At 35.2% G+C, this 4,384-nt stretch carries 7 protein-coding genes, 1 pseudogene and 1 CRISPR repeat array; all 8 genes and pseudogenes read left to right on the top strand.

Annotated elements, in window-relative coordinates; genetic code table 11:
• A pseudogene (locus C9E89_RS21580) lies at positions 1-181 on the top strand (hypothetical protein); the annotation flags it as partial.
• 116 nt (positions 182-297) lie between these two features.
• The gene (locus C9E89_RS21575) at positions 298-852 is read left to right on the top strand and encodes a hypothetical protein (protein WP_107010182.1); all 555 of its coding nucleotides are present in this window, start codon (positions 298-300) and stop codon (positions 850-852) included.
• 211 nt (positions 853-1,063) lie between these two features.
• On the top strand, positions 1,064-1,783 hold the full coding sequence (locus tag C9E89_RS21570) for a hypothetical protein (RefSeq protein WP_107010181.1): 720 nt from the start codon (positions 1,064-1,066) through the stop codon (positions 1,781-1,783).
• Positions 1,784-1,900: 117 nt separating this feature from the next.
• On the top strand, positions 1,901-2,062 hold the full coding sequence (locus C9E89_RS23440; RefSeq protein WP_171405198.1) for a hypothetical protein: 162 nt from the start codon (positions 1,901-1,903) through the stop codon (positions 2,060-2,062).
• A gap of 40 nt (positions 2,063-2,102) precedes the next feature.
• Complete coding sequence (locus C9E89_RS21565) at positions 2,103-2,303, top strand: hypothetical protein (RefSeq protein WP_107010180.1); 201 nt, start codon at positions 2,103-2,105, stop codon at positions 2,301-2,303.
• A gap of 389 nt (positions 2,304-2,692) precedes the next feature.
• A CRISPR array of direct repeats spans positions 2,693-3,013; the repeat unit is 37 nt; unit sequence GTCTGAAGACATACCCTGATTAATAAGGGATTAAGAC.
• 147 nt (positions 3,014-3,160) lie between these two features.
• Positions 3,161-3,577, top strand: coding sequence for a PDDEXK family nuclease (locus C9E89_RS21560; RefSeq protein ID WP_107010179.1), 417 nt, complete (start codon positions 3,161-3,163; stop codon positions 3,575-3,577).
• Between the two features lie 74 nt (positions 3,578-3,651).
• Positions 3,652-3,879 carry a hypothetical protein gene (locus tag C9E89_RS21555; protein ID WP_107010178.1) on the top strand — a complete coding sequence of 76 codons (228 nt, stop codon included), beginning with the start codon at positions 3,652-3,654 and terminating at the stop codon, positions 3,877-3,879.
• A complete protein-coding gene (locus tag C9E89_RS21550; RefSeq protein WP_107010177.1) occupies positions 3,876-4,325 on the top strand; it encodes a transcriptional regulator in 450 nt (149 codons plus the stop codon). The genes C9E89_RS21555 and C9E89_RS21550 overlap by 4 nt, the downstream gene beginning before the upstream one ends.
• Positions 4,326-4,384: the final 59 nt, after the last annotated feature.

Raw genomic sequence — 4,384 nt, 5'->3', positions numbered from 1 at the left:
CTCTTATAATCAGTCTGAGCGTCATCGTATTTCAGGGTTAGCAATTGCTCGACAATCTTATATGGAAAGTTATGCAAAATATGAGCAATACGCCTTAGTGAAACTTGGTGATTGGCGAGTTGACTTGGATACACATTTGCGTGGTTACTTCTTTAAAGTTGCTGAAGAGTATGATTTGTAATTGCATACCTGCAAAAAACAGGGTATATTTTTCTATACTGGTCGTATTACGGTTTTCCGAGACCAAATCATTAAAACCTCGCATTTGCGGGGTTTAATAATAATTAGGGTTTATAAATGGATGCTATAAGAGCAACAATTGACGCTGCCTACATACAGGGTTTTTTAGGATTCTTTGGGGCTTTAATTGGGGCTGCAGCTTTAATAGTTTCAATTAGAATTGCTGCGAAAAATACTTTAAATGAAATAAAGTTAGAAAAAGTTGCAGAGTCGAAAAGAGATCAATATATAGCTTTGACAGAAGCTTATACCCAGTATTTAGTTTCATCGTTAACACTTCCAACCAGTTGTGATGCTGATGGATCTGGAAATTCAGAAAATCATAATGATTGGAATCTACATTTAGCTAAGTATATTGAGCTGGTGGGTTGTATCAACAAAGTAAATTTAATTACCACCTCTGAAATAAGACTAGAGCTATTCAAACTTGAGAAAGAACTAACATCTTATCAAGCCTCAGTTTCAAATCATTATTTCAACAATCACTCTCAAGATCTTAGTCATGAATTGGAAGATAAAGTATTTGAATTTGCTAAGTTATTAAGAGTAGATTTGGGTATAGAGAATGACTCAATAATTGAAGATAGGCTTTTAGTGTTAAGAAATAGCTAAATTCATATTACATCGAAAATAAAGGGCGCTTCCCCGATTTGCTTGACGAAGTAGATGCTCTAGGATTCTCTTTAGGAAAACAATTAGATCGTAACAAGTTACGCTCGCAGCTAAATCCGTGTTATTAGATGGGTAGCGGGGTATTTACGATGGTTTAGTGCAATAATACGATTAATGTAGATTAAGCTGATACAGGTAATTGGTGGGATGAATGGAAATATTAATCACAGGATTTAATTTTATAAAAGATAATTTTTTTTGGGTTTTAATGATCTTAGGGGTATTAGTTTGGATTTTTCCTGAAACATTTTTATCAAAAATATTTCCTAAAAAAGAAAACCCAAATAAAGCACCTATGGACTATGTTGCCAAAGACAGTGCAACTGGTAAAAAAAGAATTCTGAAACTTGCGATTACCTTGTATGGCTTGGTAATTGCTAACAGAAATAATAAACTTGATTTTGAATTATTAGGTGTGAAAAATCCATCAGTCCTTTCTTTCTTAGAAGCATTTAAAAATGTAGAAGAAGAAAATGTTAGAGTATCTTCTATTAGGTTTATTCAAAATCTATCAAATAAACAACTCGACATATTATCTCAAGAATTCTCCATCGTGAACAAAACTTTTAATGGATTGCATATTGATCCTAGAGTTCAAATGTATACTTTCTCTGAGCTAATGAACTCAATGGAAAAGTTTAAAATATTTCATAAATCTTCTGATGACTCATCTATGTTTGATGATGGTCTTTTTCATGACTTATCCATTTATAAATACAATCCTCATGATGTGGAAAAATTCAACGATTTTAAAGTTTCAAATAGCCTAGACCTATTTGATCACCCAATCAATGGTCTAGGTTCTTTAAATGGGAGTGATTTAATGAACCACCATGATTCTCATCGTGGTTTCGATTCTTTTAATGATTAGTAGTCCTAGCTTGAAGTTGCTTTGGTACAGCGCAGGGCTTGTACCTTTTTAGGTGTAAACAGACTGAAATATTTGAGATCTAATCGGAATTTTTGGTTTTTTATTTCGGTCAACGTTTTGTATAATAATCACTGTGTGGTGTTTAACCCGAAGTTTGAAGCTGATCCAACTTGGCAAGAATTTGTAGCTAAAAAAGATGAGTGCACATTGCATATCAACATTGGGTGGCGTGACAATCCTTGGTTCCCTGAGTCATTAAGCAATCAGCATTTTGCGTGATGCCAAAGGTGAGGCAATTGTGCAGTAAGAAGCAAATCAAGTGATAAAGGGTGCTCTAAACGTACTAAATCAGCAAAACAAAAAGCATTTAGATGATTTCTTAATTCAAAATAATATCGAACCAAGTTCACCACGACTTATTTTTGAGTTTGCTCAAGATGAAGAAAAACTGACTGAGCTTGCGCAAGGCGACAAAGAGATTAAATTTGAAGCCTCCTTCGGGAGGTTTTTTATTGGATAAGCTTTACTAGATCGATTTCGTACCATTTAAAGGTTTCGAATTCGATACCTTTAATTACATACCTATATTGATTTGATTTACATTTGATTGTAATAATATGGTTGTTTTATTCATACTAATGAAAAAATATACAACAACAACCTTGATCAGCGCAAAAGTTCAGGGAGGAAACCCCTTCATTCATGGAGGGTTTCTTTAATTTATTTATGTTTTCTTTAGAGGTTGGCATGAAAATTGAGGGTATGTAAAAATGATAAAAATCAAGGTTTTAACTATGTATAAGCAAAACTGTGAAACATCTTCACATACAGCAACTTTACTGATACATACTTTGAAATATTTAGCCTCTATAAGTTGTTGCTTTACAAGAGGAAAAAAAGAGGGTAGAGGTCTGAAGACATACCCTGATTAATAAGGGATTAAGACACATGGTTCAGCGCGATATGTGCTTTTTCGTGGTCTGAAGACATACCCTGATTAATAAGGGATTAAGACTGATTTACATTGCACTTTAGCAAAATTCCAAGCTGTCTGAAGACATACCCTGATTAATAAGGGATTAAGACCCTTCAGGTAGTACTGAAGTCCCTTCTGGTAATCGTCTGAAGACATACCCTGATTAATAAGGGATTAAGACCACAAGTACATTCTCGCCGTGGAATCCCGGCGTCGGGTCTGAAGACATACCCTGATTAATAAGGGATTAAGACTTCTTTATACGGTTCATAGTGTGTGACCACTCAGTCTGAAGACACACCCTGAGCTTTTCTGAGGAACATGTTCCAAAGTAAGCGCAAGATAAGGGATCGCTTTAATTAAGAAACCACCTTCTGGTGGTTTTTTATTGAGTAAAATTTATGGAAACTTCCGAATACACCGCACTCACCAAGAAGAAACCATTAAAACCAAAATCCAAAACTCGCCCATTACCCAAAGCAACACAAAAATATTTAGAAGCTGAAGAAACCTTATTCCAAGAATTAGAAGAAAATAACATTGGTTATCGAAGAAAATTTCAATTCGAACCCACCAAAAATTGGCGATTCGATTTCTATATTGTGAAGCTTAATCTTGTTATTGAAATTGTGGGTAGCCCATGGTCGGTAGGTCGTGGTGGTAAGAAGATTGCAAACGCATTTAATAAATATGAACTCGCTGAAAACATGGGCTATACGATTGAACGATTTGAACCACATGCAGTTGAATCAGGTTATGTGATTCGTTGGATTAAAGGGAAATTGGAGAGATTAGAGGATGGAGCCAACCATTTTTAACAGCTTAAATAGTTCAATTTGTTGACACTCGTCAACACTAATATATAATAATAAACATTCTCTAAGGATAAAACATGAAAAAACATCCAAATAAGCATATCCGAGAGGCAATTGAATATGCAGTTGAGAATGGATGGGATATTGTTGAAACGGGTAAATCAGGACATGCATTTTGTAGATTAAAATGCGTATTGGGACATGCTGAACATCAAATGAGTGTTTGGAGTACGCCGAAAGATCCTGAAACGCATACTAAACAAATCCTGCGTAAAGTGAAGCAATGTAATGGAGATGAACAATGAATACTTATCATTTTACCATTGTGGTACGTGATGCTCGTTCAGATCTTGCCGATTTAGAAGATCGCTTTTTTGAAGCAGGCTGTGATGACGCATTGCTGTGTAGCTACAATGATACAGTTTATTTAGAATTTGATCGTGAAGCTGATGATGCAGTGACTGCAATACGCTCAGCATTAAATGATATTCGTAAATTAGGTTATCAAGACTTAATTGTTGAAGAGCAAGGCTTTTCTACCTTATCGGAAATGGCAGAACGCGCGAGCTTAAGTCGCCAAGTATTATCACTGTATGCATTAAATAAGCGTGGGGATGGGAATTTCCCAAAACCAATGTATGGGCTGTCTTCAAAGTCAGCGATGTATTCATGGCCAGAAGTGGCAACTTGGTTATTTAATCAAGGGAAATTAGATAAAGTACATTATGAAGTGGCAAGTGCCTTGGTTTAAAAAGTGAAGTGATTGATTAAAACCCACATACACAATGTGGGTTTTTTATTGGATGAAAT

This window comes from Acinetobacter sichuanensis (genome assembly GCF_003024515.2).
Lineage (GTDB): Bacteria > Pseudomonadota > Gammaproteobacteria > Pseudomonadales > Moraxellaceae > Acinetobacter > Acinetobacter sichuanensis.
This window is presented reverse-complemented; position numbering and strand designations above follow the sequence as displayed.

Coding starts and splice junctions, on each gene's coding strand:
- C9E89_RS21575 (WP_107010182.1), top strand. CDS start 298: ATGGATGCTATAAGAGCAACAATTGACGCTGCCTACATACAGGGTTTT.
- C9E89_RS21550 (WP_107010177.1), top strand. CDS start 3,876: ATGAATACTTATCATTTTACCATTGTGGTACGTGATGCTCGTTCAGAT.
- C9E89_RS21560 (WP_107010179.1), top strand. CDS start 3,161: ATGGAAACTTCCGAATACACCGCACTCACCAAGAAGAAACCATTAAAA.
- C9E89_RS21570 (WP_107010181.1), top strand. CDS start 1,064: ATGGAAATATTAATCACAGGATTTAATTTTATAAAAGATAATTTTTTT.
- C9E89_RS21555 (WP_107010178.1), top strand. CDS start 3,652: ATGAAAAAACATCCAAATAAGCATATCCGAGAGGCAATTGAATATGCA.